Source organism: Pseudomonadota bacterium (assembly GCA_039028155.1).
Lineage (GTDB): Bacteria > Pseudomonadota > Alphaproteobacteria > SP197 > SP197 > JANQGO01.
Genome location: JBCCIS010000011.1, coordinates 81303 through 96723, shown reverse-complemented (window position 1 = coordinate 96723; position 15421 = coordinate 81303). Strand labels below are relative to the sequence as shown.

Sequence of the window (15421 nt, the reverse complement as noted above, 5' to 3'; positions counted from 1 at the left end):
TGAAGAAGGCTTCCGCACGTCGGCCGTTTTCTGTTTAGACTTGGGCGGCCTCGAAAAACCGGATGTTCCGATGGATGCTCACCAACGAATTCGTTCCGTGCTGGCGGGCGACAAGCCCGATCGCCCTGCCTTCGCGCTGTGGCAGCACTTCCCGAGCGCAGAGGGTTCGCCGCGCGCGTTGGCCGACGCCACCGTCGACTTCGCCCGCGCCTGGCGTCCGGACCTGATCAAACACACGCCCAACGGGATGTTCGCAGTTGAGGATTGGGTCGAAGCCCTGACCGGTAGTCGGGATATGACGGTCGATACCGACAATCTGCCTTACGCCCTTAATCTCGACTTTGATTGGCACGACCTCGACGCACTCGACGTTCGTAAGGGTGCGCTGGGACGGGAATTGGAGGCGTTGCGGATTGTATGCGACACCATCGGTTCGGAGGTGCCCGTCTACATGACTTTGTTCGGCCCTTTGACCTTGGCCGGGAAGCTTGCAGGCGCGCGTATTGTCGATGACATGAAACACGCACCTGACGCACTGCATGACGGGCTTGCGGTCATCACCGACACGATGGTCGCGTTCACAAAGGCCATCCGCGACACCGGCGCTCATGGTCTTTACTTCGCGACACAATATGCCAGCCACACCCTGTTGAGCGAGGCAGACCACGCGGCCTTTGGCGAGCCCTATGACATCGCTCTCCTGGAGGCCTGGGACAACGCCGAGCCCATCATCCTGCACCTGTGCGGTGAGCACGTGTTTTTCGATCTCTGTAACAGCTATCCCGTCGAGGCAATCTGTTGGGATCATGGTTTCTCAGAACCGTCTTTCCGTGAGGCCTTTGAACAGACCGACCGGGTGATTGTCGCCGGCATGGAAGAAGGCGCGTTTCCTGTGAGTGCACAAACGGTCCGCGCGCAGGCCGACCATGCCCTGGCGGTCAGCGATGGCGTCCGCCACATCCTGGCGCCCACCTGCGTCATTCCCGACGGTTCCGGCCGTGAATCGTTCACCGCCGTTACGGACGCCGTCGGCGCGCACGGGCGAACGTTTCGGGCTGATTGATCGACAACGAGCTCACAAACTCACCCAGCGGTGATTTGCACGTTAGCGGCGGATTGCCGACCGTGACGGCGATGGCTGATCGTGATGACAGGTCGCCTGGTACTGCAAGCCGGCGGCGGTTTCTGAAAGACGGCGCCCTGTTCTCGGCCGCCGCCCTGGTGTTGCCCGAGGTGCCGGCGGGCCTGCTGAGCGAGCAGCCGGAGGTCAGTACCGCAAGCGCCGTAGCGTTTTTTGATACGCTGGCATTGACGCAAGTGCGGCGCGGCACCGTCCGTCATACCTGGGTCAGGAAATGGGGCTGGCCGGCGACCGTGCGCTTGCACGGCGCGATCTCGGAGACCTTTCGCGACGATGTCGCGGCCGCCATTGACGACCTGACGCGGCTGACCGGCCACGAACTTGTGCTGGAGGGCGACGGCGTTACGCGGGTCGGCACGATCGACATCATCGTCAGCCCGCACGATGAGATCGATGGCCAGTTCCCCTCACCCGGCGCGGTATGCAACACCCACACGCGCGGCGCGCGCGGCGCGCTCTACTTCGCGCGCATCGATATCAGCGAAGAGTACACCGATTGCCTGCGCCACGAATTGATGCACGCCATGGGTTTTGCCAACCATTGGATGAGCCCGGCGGCGGATACGTCAATGCCATCCGTGCTGGCCATGCGTAACGCGCCGTTTCGTTCCGAAGATTACTCAGAGTGGGACCGCCTGGCGTTACGCTTGCTCTATCATCCGGACATGCAGCCCGGCCTGCCGCGCGGCGTTGCCCTGCAGAAGGCCGAAGCGATGCTGATCGAAGCACTCCAGGACGCGACTTAGGCGGTCCTCTCACACAGGTGAAAGACCGAGCGGCAGGGGTGAGAGAACTCACGCTGGATGATGCGCCAACCAGCTCCCGTGATCACCGCCTCCCAGTCCTTGACCGCGTAGCCTTTGTAGCCAATTTCCCACTTGTGTCCCCAGGGATCGGTGTCGGGTGTGAACGACCTGACGCTGCGGAACTTCTTAAGTGACAGATACTGCCGCCATGTGAAGGGGTTGAGGTAGACCGACCAGGCGAACTGAAACCCCTCATAGGGCACCGACAGCACGAGGTGGCGGGCGCCGCTGGCATGAAACGTTCGCAGGATCGTAGGCGAAGCGTCCCACGGAAGGTGCTCCAGTGTCTCGCAGCACATGATCGCGTCGAACCCTTCGATGCGCGATGAGTCGAGCGCGGTGAGGTCCGCCTCGATGTTCGGCCGCACTGGTTTGTCGAAGGGCGGCGGGAAAAGGTCCAACGTAGTGACGTCGTACCCGCCGTTGTCCAGCATCGCCGTCACCAGACCCAGATAGGGCCCGACTTCCAGGATCCGGCTGACGTCAAGACCGGCCAGCATATGCACCTGCAGCCACTGATGGCCGATGCGTTTCTCGGAATAGTACTGGTGCCACTCCGCCCGGCGTTTTTCGTCGTCGAGGTCGGGAACGTTCTCAGGCGTGAGTGTCTGGCGCGTCATGGGCGGCGACCCTATCGGAGGCCCCCATGGGACACAACGCGCGATGTCATGCCAACTGCGCCACGTGGCGCCGCGCGATCAACAGGGGATGTCGGTGTGGGTCTGCCCCACTTCCGCCGCGCGCAACTGCTCAATCAGCCGTGCCAGGTTGGCCGCGACCGCGGCAACCATGGCCCGGCCCTTCTCGACGCTGGCCGGTCGGGGATCGCCGACCGAACCAGCGGGGCTCGACGCCATGCGAAGGGCGTCCGGTGTCATGAAACGCGAGACGGCGTTGCCATCCAGCGCGGGATCAAGTTCGACCGGATAATCAAAACCGGTCTCATTAGCCGGGGCGTTGGAAAGCGGAGGTACGGCCGCCTGATCCATGGCGACATGGTCGCCCGCCCACAGAAGGGCGAGCGATGTCTCCGCCTCGCCGGCATGCTCCAGGCCGCCATCATCGGCCTCGCACAAGGCCTTCACTTCGTGACGCGCGATCAGGCCGGCGTCGGCAACCGCGACGAGCGCGCCGGTCGTGTTGATCAGCTCGACCGCGGCAAGTTCCAACGGCTGCAGATTGGCAATGCGGTTGCCGTTGACAAAGATCAAACGCCGGAAGCCATGGTGGATCAGAGAGCGTGCGATATCCAGACTGACGCGACGCAACGTGTCCCCGCCCAGTGTGACGGTTCCGGGGAACCCCATGTGGTGCGGCGACCAACCGAAATGCAATGGCGGCGTCACCACCGCACCGGTCGTTCGGGCGGCTTCCTCCGATACGGTCACGGCCCAACCGGTGTCGACCGACAGCGGAAGATGGAAGCCGTGTTGTTCGGTGGCGCCAATCGGAATCAGAGCCACATCATCAACTTTGAGGTGAGCTTCGATTTCGGGCCAGCGCAGGTTCTGCAGCCAAACGGTGCGCGGGGTCTCGGTCATCTAGTCGCTCCAGTGCCCGGCTTCGTGACGCTCGAGGATCGCGGCAACAGCGGGACGTTGCGTCAGATCACTCGCCAGGCGTGCAATGGCAGGGTGGTGGATCATAAAGCCCTCTACGTCGTCGTCTATCCATAGAACGAACATGACGAGATAGAAGTCCGCGGCGCTCAGCGATCCACCTGCCAAATGACCATCTGCCCCCAACGCCTCCTCAAGCATGGTCCATTGCGTGGCCAAGACGACCGATGCGCGCTTCTTGACCGCGTCGAACTGCGTGGGATCGTCGATCGCGTTCTCCGGATGAACAAGCTGCATGAACGCGGGATAGACCGACGCAGAAAGGAACGACAACCAGCGCAAGTAGGGAAGTCGCGCGGGGTCATCAAACGTTGGCGCCAGGTCACCGGATGAATGACGGTCGGCCAGATAAAGCATGATGGCGCCAGACTCTGTCAGCAGCCGCCCATCATCGAGTTCAAGCGCCGGCACCTGGCAGAGTGGGTTGAGTTCGGCGTACCAGGCGGGCTCGACCTGGTCGCGGTAGCCGGTGACCAGTACCCGCGTATAGGGCACAGAAAGCTCCTCCAACAGCCACTCGACCGCGAGTGAGCCGGCGAACGGCCGGCCGAACAGACGGTAGCTCATGACGCGACCTCTCTAGCGCGGCGGATCATATCCTTGGCGATCACGAGCTGCTGGATCTGCGAGGTGCCTTCGTAGAGGCGGTAGATCCTTACATCGCGATAGAGCCGGGAGACCGCATAATCGTTGATGTAGCCGGCGCCGCCATGGATCTGCACGGCGCGGTCGGCGACGCGGCCCAGCATCTCGCTGCAGTAGTACTTCGCTTCGGCCGCGATGCGCGGCAGCTTCTCGCCGGCTTCGTAACGCACCGCGGCGTCGCGCACCAATGCCCAACCGACATCGTGTTCGGTCTGGCTATCGGCCAGCATGGCCTGGATCAGCTGGAAGTCGGCAATCGGCTGGCCGAACTGCTGTCGTTCGATGGCATAGGCCAGGGACTCTTGTATGAGGCGATCGGCCAGACCGCAGCAGCACGCGGCAATGTGGAGGCGACCCTTGTCCAACACCTTCATGGCCGTCTTGAAACCCTGCCCCTCGACGCCGCCGATGAGCGCCGAACCCGGTATCCGGCAGTCTTCGAAGATGACATCACAGATTTGGCCGCCCTTTTGGCCCATCTTGTTCTCGGGCTTGCCGAGCCGAATGCCCGGCGTATCGGCCTCGACGACGAAGGCGGAGACGCCGCGGGCGCCCTTCTGGTCGGGATCGGTGCGCGCCATGACGGTGAACAGATCTGCCGACGGTGCGTTGGTAATGTAGCGTTTCGTGCCGTTGAGCACGTAGCCGTTGCCGTCCCCGGTGGCCCGTGTCTTTACCGAGGCCGCATCGGACCCGATGTCCGGTTCGGTCAGCGCGAAGGAGGCAATCATGTCGCCGGAGGCAAGCTTGGGCAGGTAGGCCTGTTTCTGCTCCTCGGTACCGTCGATCAGGATGCCCTGGGAACCGATAGCCACATTGGTGCCGAAGACCGATCGAAAGGTTGGCGCGGCGTGGGTGATCTCGTAAGCGACCCTCACCTCCTCGGTGATCGAGAGACCCAGACCACCGTATTGTTCGGGAATGGTGAGGCCGAACAGGCCCATTTCCTTCATCTCGTCAACGATGGCCTGAGGGATCGTATCGGTGGCGTCGACCTCGGCTTCCGCCGGGATCAAACGTTCCCTGACGAAGCGCTGGATCGTTTCGACGAACTGATCAAGTGTTTCCTGGTCGAGCGCCATGGTGTCCGTTTCTCCAATTGTTCGGCGCAAGATAGCCACAAAATTTGCGGGAACCCAGGCATCATGCCGCCAAAGTGGTGATCGCCTGTGCTATGACACCTGCGCCAATGCCGGGGAGGATGAGGATTGACGGGTGGCGTGATGCTGGTGACGGGTGCCAGTCGGGGTATCGGCGCGGCGATCGCGCGCCGCGCGGCCCAGGCCGGCTACGATGTCGCTGTCAACTATGCCGGCCGCGCCGACAAGGCGGCGGAAGTCGTCGATGATGTCGAGAAACTCGGTCGGCGTGCGGTCGCGATCCAGGCCGATACCGCCGATGCGCAAGCGGTCGAGGCCATGTTCAGTGAGACAGACCACGCCTTGGGGCCGGTGACTGCCCTGATCAACAATGCCGGGATCGTGGAGAAGATGACGACGTCCGAGGTTGACGCCGCGCGTCTGCGCCGCATGATCGACGTCAATATCATGGGCTACTTTCTATGTGCCCACCATGCTGTCCGGCGTATGGGTCACTCGTTTGGTGGCCGTGGCGGCACCATCGTCAACATCTCTTCGCGCGCCGCGGCGTCGGGCGGGCTGCCCGGCTCTATCGGATACGCCGCCACCAAGGGCGCGGTGGACAGCATGACCCTGGGCCAGGCCAAGGAGCTGGGGCCGGAGGGTATTCGCGCTGTCGCCATCCGGCCCGGTTTGATCCACTCTGATATCCATGATCAGAACGGGGGTCGCGAAGGCGTGGACAAGATGGCGCAGACTAGCGTCCCCCTGGGCCGAGGCGGCGAGCCCGATGAGATCGCCGGCCTTGCCGTATGGCTGTGTGGTGATGAGGCAACGTATGTCAGTGGCGCTCTTTTCGATGTCGGCGGCGGGCGATAGAGACGAGTTGGAAGAACAAGGCGGTGACCCCATAACATGAACACGATGGCATCCAATCTTTCCGGCGCGCAGGTCTTTATTGCGGCTTTGAAGCGCCACGGCGTCGATATCATGTTCGGCCAGAGCATTCCGACGCTGTTCTATCTGGCGACCCCCGACTACGGCATCGAGCAGATCACCTACCGCACCGAAAACGCGGGCGCTGTCATGGCCGATGCCTATGCGCGGATCTCAGGCCGCATTCCGGTCGTCACCGCCCAGAACGGTCCGGCCGCGACGCTTCTGGTCGCGGGTCTTGCCGAGGCCTTGACCGCCTCCATTCCGATCGTCGCCCTGGTGCAAGAAGTGCCGGCCCAGAACCGCGACCGCAACGCGTTTCAGGAACTCGATCAACTCGAGCTCTTCAAGGGCGCGGCCAAGTGGATCAGACGGGTCAGTGAACCCGGGCGGATCGACGACTATGTGGACATGGCATTCAAGGCCGCCGGAAGCGGACGTCCGGGCCCGGCCGTGCTGTTGTGTCCGGCCGACCTGATTGAGCGCGCAGGCATCGCTTCGTCTTCGCGCCAGGAAAACCTGGGCACCTACCCGATCGATCGGCCGGTCGCCGATCCCGTTGCGATCAGCAAGGCCGCCGACCTGCTGGCCGCTGCTGATAACCCGTTCGTCTGGGCCGGCGGGGGTGTGCATAGCTCGCGTGCCTGGGGTGACGTCGCCGCACTTCAAGAGACCTGTCACCTGCCGGTCGCGACGACGACCATGGGCAAAGGCGTGATCGACGAGAGCCATCCGCTGTCGATGGGCGTGATCGGCTACTACATGGGCACGGGCGGTGCGACCCGTTACCTGCGCCCGATGGTCGAGCGTGCCGATGTCATCTTGGCGGTCGGCAACCGGACCAATCAGAACGGCACGGACTCCTGGTCGCTGTTGCCCGAAGGCGCGCGCATCATTCATATCGACATCGATCCTATGGAGGTCGGCCGCAATTACGAGGCGCTTCGGCTGGTCGGCGACGCAAGCCTGACGCTGCGCGCAATTTTGGCGCAATTGGAGCAGCGCGACCTCACCAAGCGTCAGTCTGCGCGCAGCCGTGTCGAGACGGAGATTTCCTCCGCGCGGCTTCAACACCTCGAAGAACGCTCGGCGCGTGTGAACGGCGACGCTCATCCGATCCGGCCCGAGAAGATGATGGCCGACCTGGATGCCATGCTGACCCCTGAGCACATCGTCGTGGCCGATGCCAGCTACGCCTCGATCTGGATCTGCAACAACCTGATGAGCCGACGTCCGGGCATGCGTTTTCTGACCCCGCGCGGCATGGCGGGCCTCGGTTGGGGGCTGCCCTATGCACTCGGGGCCAAACTCGCCGAACCCAAGGCGCCGGTTTTCGCGCTGGTCGGTGATGGCGGTTTTGCGCACGTTTGGTCCGAACTGGAGACCGCATTTCGTCACGGCCTGCATGTCGTCCTGGTCGTACTGAACAACCAGATCCTCGGCTATCAGAAACACGCGGAGAATGCGCGATACGGTGACCATACGGGCGCCGTCTATTTTCAACCGGTCGACCACGCCGCGATCGCGCGAGCGTGCGGCTGTCGCGGCGTAACCGTTACTGAAGCCGCGGCCTTTCAACCAGCGCTGGCCGAGGCGTTTACCGCGGCTAAGGAAGCCACCACCGTCATCGACGTCATGGTTGATCCAGACGCCCACCCGCCGATTACAGCCTTCGAGAGTTGATGATGGATAAGACTGTTCCCGCACCGATCCCCGATGGTTTCGTCAAACATGTGTCGGATGACCCTTTTGAGGACATCAACGGTCTGGTCTACATCAACGACATGGGCGAAGGCCGTGTTGAGGTCGGCCTGTTGGCCGACGAGCGCCACGCCAATGAGTATGGCGCCGTCCATGGCGCCGTCATGATGATGATGGCCGACGCGGCGCTCTGCATGAACTCACGCTGGCATGACCCCAACGAAGGCGCCATCACGGTATCGGCGAACAACGACTTCGTCGCGGGCGCGCAGATCGGCGAGTTTCTGGAAACCCGGTCCAGCATCGTGCGTCGCACCGGTTCGTTTTCGTTCATGCGCTGCGATGTCGTCGTCGGCGAGCGCGTGGTGATGACATCGTCCGGCATCATCAAACGCCTGCTGCCAAAGTCGGACGGTTAGCCATGACGCTCGCACGCCCCTTCATTCTGGCTTTGATCGCTCTGCTGATCGTTGCCACGACACCGGCATCTGCCCAAGACGGTCCCGTCGACCCCGCGCGGATCGTTGGCACCTTCCAAGGTCAGGCGCTTAGCGGTGGCGAGGCGGTTGAGGTGGTCACGGTTTTCGCTGTCGACAGTAACGATGATCTCGTTGGCACATACAGCTTTCGCCAAGGCGGCGAATGGTTCGACGGCACACTCACCAAAGCGCGTTTGTCGGAACAGGGCGACGTGACCTTTATCTGGCAGGACGCGTTCGGCGCTGGCACGCTGACGATCATGTTCGCCGATGACTATCAATCGTTCGCCGGCGCGTGGTCCAGCCTGGAAGACACCACCGACGCTTTCCCCTGGACCGGCAAAAGGACAAAGTAACCTTCTTGCACGTGCGGTGAGTTTGAACGAAGGGAGCGAACACCATGGGCCGCTACGACACGTCAATCGCCATTCAAGAGGAAGCGCGCCGATTCTTGGCAGGCGGTGTTTCCAGCAACTTTCGGTACCACGCCATTCCGGTGCCGCTGTGTTTTGAGCGTGGCGACGGACCCTACATTTGGGACGCCGACGGGAACCGCTACATCGACTACGTGCTTGGCAACGGTCCGGCGATTCTTGGCCACAGTCCGGCGGGTGTGATCGATGCGGTGCGCCGGTCGCTGGATATCGGTCAGGCTTTTACGGCCATCCACCGCGGCGAATTGGAACTGGCACGCCGGCTGACGGAGATTATTCCCTGCGCTGAACTCGTGCGCTTCGACATCTCCGGCACCCAGGCGGACCAGATCGCACTGCGATTGGCCCGTGCCCACACGGGTCGGACAAAGATCATCAAGTTCGAGGGGCAGTATCACGGCTGGGCCGACAACGTCCTGGCCAGTGTCGCACCGGCGTTGAATGAGGCCGGGCCCAGCGATCACCCAACGACGGTTCTGCACAGCCGAGGCCAACTGGAGAACGTTGCCGAGACCTTGATCGTTCAACCGTTCAACGACGTCGACCAGGTCGACGCCACGCTGAAAGAGCACGCCGGCGAGATCGCTGCTATCGTGCTGGAGCCGATCGCGTGCAACTCCGGCGTCATTGAGCCGGAGCCGGGTTTTCTCGAAGGCTTGCGCAAACTCTGCGACCGCGAAGGTGCCGTGCTGATCTTCGACGAGGTGATCACGGGGTTCCGCGCCGGCCTGGGCGGCGCGCAGGAGCGTTACGGGGTGACGCCGGATCTCGCTGTTTTCGCGAAGGCCGCGGCGGCCGGTTTTGCCATCAGTATCGTTGCGGGAAGGCGCGACATCATGGAAGGCGTCACCGACGGCGTGCTCCACGGCGGCACGTACAATGGCCTGACCTCCAGTATCGCCGCATGCAGCGCGGCGATCGACGAGTTGGAACGGGACGAGAAAGCGGCCTACCGGCGTATGGAGCAGGCCGGCGCACGTTTGGTCGACGGCCTGAGTGAGCTTGGCCGCAAGCACGGTCTTCCCCTGCATGCTCAGGGTATCGGCACCATCTTCACAACGGTGTTCTCCGATAATGGCCCACTGAAGAACTACCGTGACTACAAGAGCACGGACGAAGCGATGCGCTTGCGTTTCGTTGAGGAAATGCAGAATCGCGGCGTGCGCATCACCGCGCGAGGCACCTGGTTCATGTCGGCGGTGCACGGTGATGCAGAAGTCGATGTGACGTTGGAAACGGCCGACGAAGCGCTTGCGGCGATGACTTAGTCTGCGTCCCGATCTTGGTCAGCGAAACCAAAGGTGCCCTGCTCGACCAGTTGGGCCAGGACGCCATCGACCGCATCCGCGTCGAAGGGCCCGCTGATCGCCGCAAGGTCGATGGACGTCGATGACGACAGGATGCGGGCGAGTTCGCCCGGGCAAGGTATCGATAGCCCGTCGGCGAAGAGGACGGATTGTCCGTCCGACAAGGCGCCGTGGGCCAGACGCGACCCGGCCCAACGCTCGAGAACATCACCTTCACAAAGCCGCCGACGGATCGACGTGCCATCAGGCGCCGCCGCAGGCGGATGTGGCGGCATGCGCGGCTCGCTGACCAGTTCGCCTGCCAGTGCCGTCATCTGATCGAGGTCTTGTGAACAGGCCGCCAGCAAGTCCGCCATCGCCCTGACATCGTCCGGCGCGATTTCGCTCGTGTTGTCGACAAGCTGTCGGCGGCCGGCATCCGTGAAACGCGGCTCGCCTTCGGCGTCGTTGTGCCACCGGGCAAGAAGCTGATCGGCGAGTTTGCTGGCGAGGTCGGACAAACCTGGCGCTCTGAATCCAATTGACAGCGTGACGCTGTTGTCGTCGAGCGCGACGCCGTCGTGCGGCACGCCCGGCGGTAGGTAGAGCATGTCGCCGGATTCCAGATCGTGCTGGTCCTGCGGTTCGAAACCGGAAAGCAAGCGCAGGGGCTGACCCGGTACGAGAGGCGAAGCGGGTCCGCCGTAGGCCCATGAGCGCCGGCCCTTGGCCTGCAACAAGAAGACGTCATACTGATCGACATGCGGCCCGACACCGCCGCCCGCCGCCGAAAGCGAAACCATGACATCGTCGACACGCCAGCGCGGTAGAAAGTCGAGTTTCGCAATCAATGCGTGTAGTGTTGGCACCCATACTTCCATCGATTGGATAAGCAAGGTCCACCCGACGTCCGGCAGATCGTCGAGGACGGCCGGATCGAGGGGACCATGAAGAACGTCAAACTCGCGTCCTCGGCGCAAGACCAAGCGAGATTGGGCTTCCGGCTCGCACGCGAGGTCAAAAAGATCGTCGGGATCGAAGGGCAACAGGACGTCGGCGCAGGCACGTCGGCAAAGTAAAGGACTCTGTTGCCATACCCCGGTCAAAAACTCCTGCGATGTCATTCCATCAGGAAATCGGAATGTATTCATGTCGAACCTACAATACGACGGGGGATTTGCTCGACCAATTGATCAAGATTGACACCGATCGAGTTGCCTTGCGGTAAAAAAAGCGCTGAAATAGATCTCAAGAAGGGTCCAGCGGCCTCCGCCGCATCGACAACTGTGGCTTCAATGGGAGAAGACAATATGACGATCAAGAAGTTTACGACCACCCGCCGGAATGTGTTGAAGAAGACGACCGCCGCAGCGGCCGCCAGCACGTTGCCGGTGGGGACGTTCCTGCGCCGCGCTTGGGCGGCGGAGCCGATCAAGGTGTCGTCCTATGGCGGTTACTTCGAAGACATGCTGACGGAATACACCTATCCAGAGTTCGAAAAAGCTTCGGGCATTCAGGTCGAAACGGTTTCGCAGCCGGGTGGCTTCGCCTGGTTCACACAGCTTGAGAACGGCATGGACGCCGGTAACGCGCCGGTCGACATCACGATGGCTGGCGGCAGCTCCGTGCGCCGTGCCAACCATCTGTTCAAGGCGCTGGACGTCAACAAGGCGCCGAACATGGCCAACATCCCGGACTACCTGATCTACAACATGCCGGACACCGACATGCCGGCGGCCTCCCCCATGCTGGCCTGGTATGCAACCTTGATCACAAACACCGAAGCCTGGCCGGAAGCTCCGACGAGCTGGGCCGACGCTTGGGACCCCATGTTTGTCGATTCCCTGGGCTGGTCCGGTGACGCCGAATCCAGCTTCATCATCGACATCGTTGCCCACACCTTCATGGGCGGCGATGAGATCATGCAGACCAAGGAAGGCCTGACCCAGTGCATGGAAAAAGGCGTCGAGCTCAAGGACAATGTGAAGCTCTGGTACGCCGATGAAGGCAAGTTCCAGGCGCAGCTGCAGTCCGGCGAACTGACCGGCGGCCAGTACTATCATGACGTCACGATGGTCATGATCGACGACGGCTTCCCGATGCGCTCGACCTTCCCGAAGGAGGGCGGCGTCATCGATTTCGGCGCATGGTGCATGCTGACCACCACCGATAAAGAGGATGTGTGCTACGAATTCCTCAACTGGTGTGCATCGCCTGAGGCGCAGACAACGACCACGGAAAACCTGTGGACGGCGCCTGTCCTGCCACGGGATATGCTGCCAAACCTGAGTGATGAAGCATTCAGTCTCGCGTCCAGTGAGATTCCGCCGATCGTTCCCAACTACGACGTCTACCTGGAGAACGGCGACTGGATTGGTGAAAAGTGGCAAGAGCTCCTGACCGGAGCCTAAGCAAACGTTGACGGGGCGGGAGGCGAAGACCTCCCCCCTTTCATCCTTTGTGACGCCGTCTCGTTAGGGACAGGGGCAAGGCGGGTGATTCCATGAGTGGTCTTCTGTTAAGCGGAATTACGAAGAAGTTTGGGCAGGTTACGGCCGTCCAAGATATCGATCTCAACATTCCCAACGGCAAGTTCGTGTCGTTCCTTGGACCGTCGGGTTGCGGCAAGACGACCTTGTTGCGCATGATTGCCGGTCTGGAAAACCCGACCTCCGGTGAGATCCTTCTGGATGGCGAGGACATCACGCCGATCCCGACGCATCAGCGCAACATCGGCATGGTGTTTCAGTCTCTGGCACTGTTTCCGCATCTCAGTGTCTGGGAGAACATCACTTATGGTCTGAGGATACGCAGCGTCGATAAGGCCGCGCGCCGGACAAAGGCGAGTGAACTTCTGGACTTGGTGCGCCTGCCCGGCGTCGAAGACCGAAGGGTCTCGCAGCTGTCGGGTGGTCAGCGGCAGCGTGTCGCGATCGCCCGTGCCCTGGCGCTTGAACCGAAGCTCTTCCTTCTTGACGAACCTCTTTCCGCACTTGATGCCAAGCTGCGCGAGGAGATGCAGGTCGAGCTCAGGATTCTTCAGGAGCGGCTTGGTATCACGACCATCATCGTGACCCACGACCAGCGTGAGGCGATGACCATGTCTGACGAGGTCGTCGTCATGTCGACGGCGCGGATTCAGCAAATGGGTTCGCCGCTCGAAATCTATCGCAACCCTGCGACGGCGTTCGTGGCGGAGTTCATCGGCACCAGTAACTTGATCAACGTTAAGGTCAACAACGCACAAGAGGTTGAGGCACACGGAGGGCGTTTCGCGGTCCAGTCCATCGCGGAAGGCCTTTCGAATGGTGGCGATGGCGTGCTCTCCATTCGTCCCGAGGAAGTGCATGTCTTGCCCGAGAGCCATGAGGGCGCGAACCAGTTGAGCGGCAAGGTGACGTTTGTTCGCGATGTCGGCGCCAGCGTCGAGACGTTTGTCGACTGTGGTGACATCACGATCATCAGCTTGGCGACCCCGAAGGAACGCCCCGATATTCACATCGGTGACCAGGTTAAGGTCGAACTGCCCAGCGAGGCGTGCGTGGTGGTCAGGCCATGAGCGTCGCCGACGCGACAACGGACGCTGCCGCCGAACCACGGCCTTCTCTGATCAGTCGAATCTTCGTCGACGGAATCGTCAAGCCGCTGCGTCGTTATCCCTTCGGCATCTATCCAACGATCATGTTGGGGATATTCTTCTTTATCCCCTTCCTGATCATGATCGACATCAGTTTCTGGCATCGGGTGGAGTCGCGGACCTATGAACGCGCCTTCGAACTGACGCACTACGCACGGTTCTTCTCGCCGCTGTTCACGACCCACCTTTGGGTCTCCGTTCAATTCTCCATCTTCTCCAGCGCCCTGTGTCTGGTCTTCTCGGTACCGTTCACGTTCTTTGTCAGCCGTTTCCGGCGCAAGCCGCAGGTCGTCGCCCTGGTCTTCATCCTGTGCGTTCTCTCACTGTCGGAAGTCATCATCGCGTTTTCCTGGTCGGTGCTGCTGTCGCGGTCGGCCGGCATTCCCGGACTGATCGGTTACCTGGGCTTGGTCGAGCGACCGTCGTCCTGGTATCCCGGCTATTGGGCCGTTATCTGCGGCCTGACATACTTCAATGTGCCGCTCGCGATCCTGGTCCTCTATCCGCAGTGCACCCGTCTGGACCGCGAGCTGACAGAGGCCGCCCAGACCCTGGGGGCGTCGCCGGTCAAGACGTTCTGGACGGTCGTCATTCCGCTTCTTTGGAAAGCAATCCTGGCCTGCTTCATTCTGCTCTTCGTCTTCACCATGGGCGCCTTCGTAACACCGCAGTGGTTGGGACGGCCTGAAGACACGATGTATGCGCAGTTGATCGCCGACCAGATGCTCGCCCGCAACAACGCACCGTTCGCCGCGGCACTGGGTGTCTTTCTGGTGTTCGTAACATTGGCTCTGGTCGCACTGACCTTTTTGCTTGGCAAGGAACGCCGAAGCCCGGTGGGGGCTAGACGATAATGGTTGCTGTCTGGAAACGCATCTTCATCGCGTCGATGTTCATCGTCTTGAGCGCGCCGCTGTTCATCGTTGCCGGCGTCTCGCTCAACGCCAAAAAGGTCATGTTCTTTCCGCCGATGGGTTTGTCGCTCAAGTGGTACCCAGAGGTGTTCGAGAAGTCGGCCTGGTACGAGGCACTCACGAACAGCCTGATCATCGCGGGGCTTGGCGGCCTGGTGGCGGTCTCGATCGCCCTGCCGACCTCCTACTTCCTGTGGCGCTATCGTGTGACCTACGCCAAGGTCCTGTTCAGCCTGGGCCTGGTGCCGTTCTCCCTGCCGCCGGTCATCACGGCGCTCGGCATGCTGATCTTTTGGTCCCAGTGGGTCGGCTATGTCGGCCGCATTGAGAACATCATCCTGGCCCATGGCGTCTTTCTCGTGACGCTGCCCATGGTCATGATCTCGCTTGGTCTGGAGTCCATTGACAACGAGCATCTCGAAGCCGCCGAGACCATGGGCGCGGACCGCCGGCAGACCTTCTTCACGATCATCCTCCCGATGATCATCCCCTACATGTTCGCCGGCTACGCGTTCGTCTTCGTCGTCAGCATGAACGAGTACATCATTTCGTTCTTCCTGGGTCAGTCGGCGACCATCACCTTGCCAGTGCAGATCCTGGCCAATTTGAGAACCGGCTATTCGCCGGTCACCGCATCAGTGGCGGTGATGTTCATCCTGTTGGCTGTCGTCGTCTTCTCGCTGGTCGCGCGTTTCAGTGACCTGCCCAAGCTACTAGGCGCCTGGTCGCCCAAGGAGTAGTCTC

General features: G+C 61.7%; 16 protein-coding genes. 11 read left to right on the top strand and 5 right to left on the bottom strand.

Annotation, left to right across the window (positions count from 1 at the left end; all coding sequences use genetic code 11):
- The first annotated feature begins 70 nt into the window (after window positions 1-70).
- Window positions 71-1063, top strand: a complete 993-nt coding sequence (locus tag AAF563_08395; protein MEM7121278.1) for a uroporphyrinogen decarboxylase family protein — start codon at window positions 71-73, stop codon at window positions 1061-1063.
- 71 nt (window positions 1064-1134) lie between these two features.
- Window positions 1135-1887 (top strand): DUF2927 domain-containing protein, encoded by a 753-nt coding sequence (locus AAF563_08390; protein ID MEM7121277.1) that lies wholly within the window; start codon window positions 1135-1137, stop codon window positions 1885-1887.
- Here AAF563_08390 and AAF563_08385 read toward each other — a convergent pair.
- The 4 genes from AAF563_08385 to AAF563_08370 all read right to left on the bottom strand — a co-directional run bounded on the left by AAF563_08385 (window position 1884) and on the right by AAF563_08370 (window position 5293).
- Entirely contained in the window at window positions 1884-2567 is a 684-nt protein-coding gene (locus tag AAF563_08385; GenBank protein ID MEM7121276.1) for a hypothetical protein, read from the bottom strand. The genes AAF563_08390 and AAF563_08385 overlap by 4 nt on opposite strands.
- Before the next feature lie 78 nt (window positions 2568-2645).
- Window positions 2646-3488 carry a creatininase family protein gene (locus tag AAF563_08380; GenBank protein MEM7121275.1) on the bottom strand — a complete coding sequence of 281 codons (843 nt, stop codon included), beginning with the start codon at window positions 3486-3488 and terminating at the stop codon, window positions 2646-2648.
- On the bottom strand, window positions 3489-4133 hold the full coding sequence (locus tag AAF563_08375) for a glutathione S-transferase family protein (GenBank protein ID MEM7121274.1): 645 nt from the start codon (window positions 4131-4133) through the stop codon (window positions 3489-3491).
- Window positions 4130-5293, bottom strand: a complete 1164-nt coding sequence (locus tag AAF563_08370; GenBank protein MEM7121273.1) for an acyl-CoA dehydrogenase family protein — start codon at window positions 5291-5293, stop codon at window positions 4130-4132. The genes AAF563_08375 and AAF563_08370 overlap by 4 nt, the downstream gene beginning before the upstream one ends.
- A gap of 126 nt (window positions 5294-5419) precedes the next feature.
- Here AAF563_08370 and AAF563_08365 point away from each other — a divergent pair, with 126 nt between their 5' ends.
- From AAF563_08365 to AAF563_08345, 5 genes are read left to right on the top strand one after another with little or no spacing between them, the layout of a single operon-like run.
- Entirely contained in the window at window positions 5420-6169 is a 750-nt protein-coding gene (locus tag AAF563_08365) for an SDR family oxidoreductase (GenBank protein ID MEM7121272.1), read from the top strand.
- 36 nt (window positions 6170-6205) lie between these two features.
- Window positions 6206-7909 (top strand): acetolactate synthase catalytic subunit, encoded by a 1704-nt coding sequence (locus AAF563_08360; protein ID MEM7121271.1) that lies wholly within the window; start codon window positions 6206-6208, stop codon window positions 7907-7909.
- Window positions 7909-8346 (top strand): hotdog domain-containing protein, encoded by a 438-nt coding sequence (locus AAF563_08355; protein MEM7121270.1) that lies wholly within the window; start codon window positions 7909-7911, stop codon window positions 8344-8346. The genes AAF563_08360 and AAF563_08355 overlap by 1 nt, the downstream gene beginning before the upstream one ends.
- A 2-nt stretch (window positions 8347-8348) precedes the next feature.
- Window positions 8349-8762: a hypothetical protein gene (locus AAF563_08350; GenBank protein MEM7121269.1), complete on the top strand. Its 414-nt coding sequence runs from the start codon at window positions 8349-8351 to the stop codon at window positions 8760-8762.
- A gap of 44 nt (window positions 8763-8806) precedes the next feature.
- Window positions 8807-10108: an aspartate aminotransferase family protein gene (locus tag AAF563_08345; protein ID MEM7121268.1), complete on the top strand. Its 1302-nt coding sequence runs from the start codon at window positions 8807-8809 to the stop codon at window positions 10106-10108.
- Here AAF563_08345 and AAF563_08340 read toward each other — a convergent pair.
- Window positions 10105-10995: a cupin domain-containing protein gene (locus AAF563_08340; GenBank protein ID MEM7121267.1), complete on the bottom strand. Its 891-nt coding sequence runs from the start codon at window positions 10993-10995 to the stop codon at window positions 10105-10107. The genes AAF563_08345 and AAF563_08340 overlap by 4 nt on opposite strands.
- 441 nt (window positions 10996-11436) lie before the next feature.
- On the opposite strand from AAF563_08340, the gene AAF563_08335 reads away from it, so the two are divergent.
- The 4 genes from AAF563_08335 to AAF563_08320 all read left to right on the top strand — a co-directional run bounded on the left by AAF563_08335 (window position 11437) and on the right by AAF563_08320 (window position 15417).
- On the top strand, window positions 11437-12537 hold the full coding sequence (locus AAF563_08335) for an extracellular solute-binding protein (protein ID MEM7121266.1): 1101 nt from the start codon (window positions 11437-11439) through the stop codon (window positions 12535-12537).
- A gap of 92 nt (window positions 12538-12629) precedes the next feature.
- Window positions 12630-13685 carry an ABC transporter ATP-binding protein gene (locus AAF563_08330; GenBank protein ID MEM7121265.1) on the top strand — a complete coding sequence of 352 codons (1056 nt, stop codon included), beginning with the start codon at window positions 12630-12632 and terminating at the stop codon, window positions 13683-13685.
- Window positions 13682-14617: an ABC transporter permease gene (locus tag AAF563_08325; GenBank protein ID MEM7121264.1), complete on the top strand. Its 936-nt coding sequence runs from the start codon at window positions 13682-13684 to the stop codon at window positions 14615-14617. The genes AAF563_08330 and AAF563_08325 overlap by 4 nt, the downstream gene beginning before the upstream one ends.
- The gene (locus AAF563_08320; GenBank protein ID MEM7121263.1) at window positions 14617-15417 is read left to right on the top strand and encodes an ABC transporter permease; all 801 of its coding nucleotides are present in this window, start codon (window positions 14617-14619) and stop codon (window positions 15415-15417) included. The genes AAF563_08325 and AAF563_08320 overlap by 1 nt, the downstream gene beginning before the upstream one ends.
- Window positions 15418-15421: the final 4 nt, after the last annotated feature.

Bases quoted from the DNA above. Each gene is read 5' to 3' on its own strand.
- AAF563_08320 (MEM7121263.1), top strand. From the start codon at position 14,617: ATGGTTGCTGTCTGGAAACGCATCTTCATCGCGTCGATGTTCATCGTC.
- AAF563_08375 (MEM7121274.1), bottom strand. From the start codon at position 4,133: ATGAGCTACCGTCTGTTCGGCCGGCCGTTCGCCGGCTCACTCGCGGTC.
- AAF563_08330 (MEM7121265.1), top strand. From the start codon at position 12,630: ATGAGTGGTCTTCTGTTAAGCGGAATTACGAAGAAGTTTGGGCAGGTT.
- AAF563_08350 (MEM7121269.1), top strand. From the start codon at position 8,349: ATGACGCTCGCACGCCCCTTCATTCTGGCTTTGATCGCTCTGCTGATC.
- AAF563_08325 (MEM7121264.1), top strand. From the start codon at position 13,682: ATGAGCGTCGCCGACGCGACAACGGACGCTGCCGCCGAACCACGGCCT.
- AAF563_08345 (MEM7121268.1), top strand. From the start codon at position 8,807: ATGGGCCGCTACGACACGTCAATCGCCATTCAAGAGGAAGCGCGCCGA.
- AAF563_08370 (MEM7121273.1), bottom strand. From the start codon at position 5,293: ATGGCGCTCGACCAGGAAACACTTGATCAGTTCGTCGAAACGATCCAG.
- AAF563_08395 (MEM7121278.1), top strand. From the start codon at position 71: ATGGATGCTCACCAACGAATTCGTTCCGTGCTGGCGGGCGACAAGCCC.
- AAF563_08360 (MEM7121271.1), top strand. From the start codon at position 6,206: ATGAACACGATGGCATCCAATCTTTCCGGCGCGCAGGTCTTTATTGCG.
- AAF563_08390 (MEM7121277.1), top strand. From the start codon at position 1,135: ATGGCTGATCGTGATGACAGGTCGCCTGGTACTGCAAGCCGGCGGCGG.
- AAF563_08385 (MEM7121276.1), bottom strand. From the start codon at position 2,567: ATGACGCGCCAGACACTCACGCCTGAGAACGTTCCCGACCTCGACGAC.
- AAF563_08380 (MEM7121275.1), bottom strand. From the start codon at position 3,488: ATGACCGAGACCCCGCGCACCGTTTGGCTGCAGAACCTGCGCTGGCCC.
- AAF563_08355 (MEM7121270.1), top strand. From the start codon at position 7,909: ATGATGGATAAGACTGTTCCCGCACCGATCCCCGATGGTTTCGTCAAA.
- AAF563_08335 (MEM7121266.1), top strand. From the start codon at position 11,437: ATGACGATCAAGAAGTTTACGACCACCCGCCGGAATGTGTTGAAGAAG.